Here is a 378-nt window from a genome sequence, read left to right as displayed (position 1 = left end):
CATCCATGTCGAATGGCACGCCAGCGTGGCGTGGGCCGAACCAGATCACCGCGGCGCTGACCGAGGTGAACTCGCATTCGTCTTCCAGGCGGATGCCGTACAGCGCCGAAGCTGGCCCGAGCAAGCGCCCCTTCGCCTCCACGTGGATACTGCGCGCATGCGCCCAGCGCTGCAGCTCGCTGCCGCTGCGCATCAGGATCTCGCCTTCGGACAGCAGTACCTGCGWGCGATTGCGCCGGCCCGTGGAAATACTGCGGCGGCCGTAGATAGGCCGGGAAAACGTGTGGAGATCCGGAAGCACCAGCGATCCGCCGGTTACGATGGCGCGCTCGCACACGCCATCGAATGCCTCCGCCGCCTTCGGCATGAACTTGCCCT

Annotated in this window: 1 protein-coding gene; it reads right to left on the bottom strand. The window is 66.3% G+C overall.

Annotation, left to right across the window (positions count from 1 at the left end; all coding sequences use genetic code 11):
- Positions 1-378, bottom strand: a 378-nt coding sequence (locus AB4Z16_RS28160; protein WP_441514597.1) for a hypothetical protein, incomplete at both ends; no start/stop codon positions are given.

Origin of the sequence: Allobosea sp. TAF32 (assembly GCF_052113585.1) — a bacterium.
In the GTDB taxonomy this organism is placed as follows: Bacteria; Pseudomonadota; Alphaproteobacteria; order Rhizobiales; family Beijerinckiaceae; genus Allobosea.
Note: the sequence above shows the minus strand (reverse complement) of the source record. Positions and strands in the feature narration are given on the sequence as shown.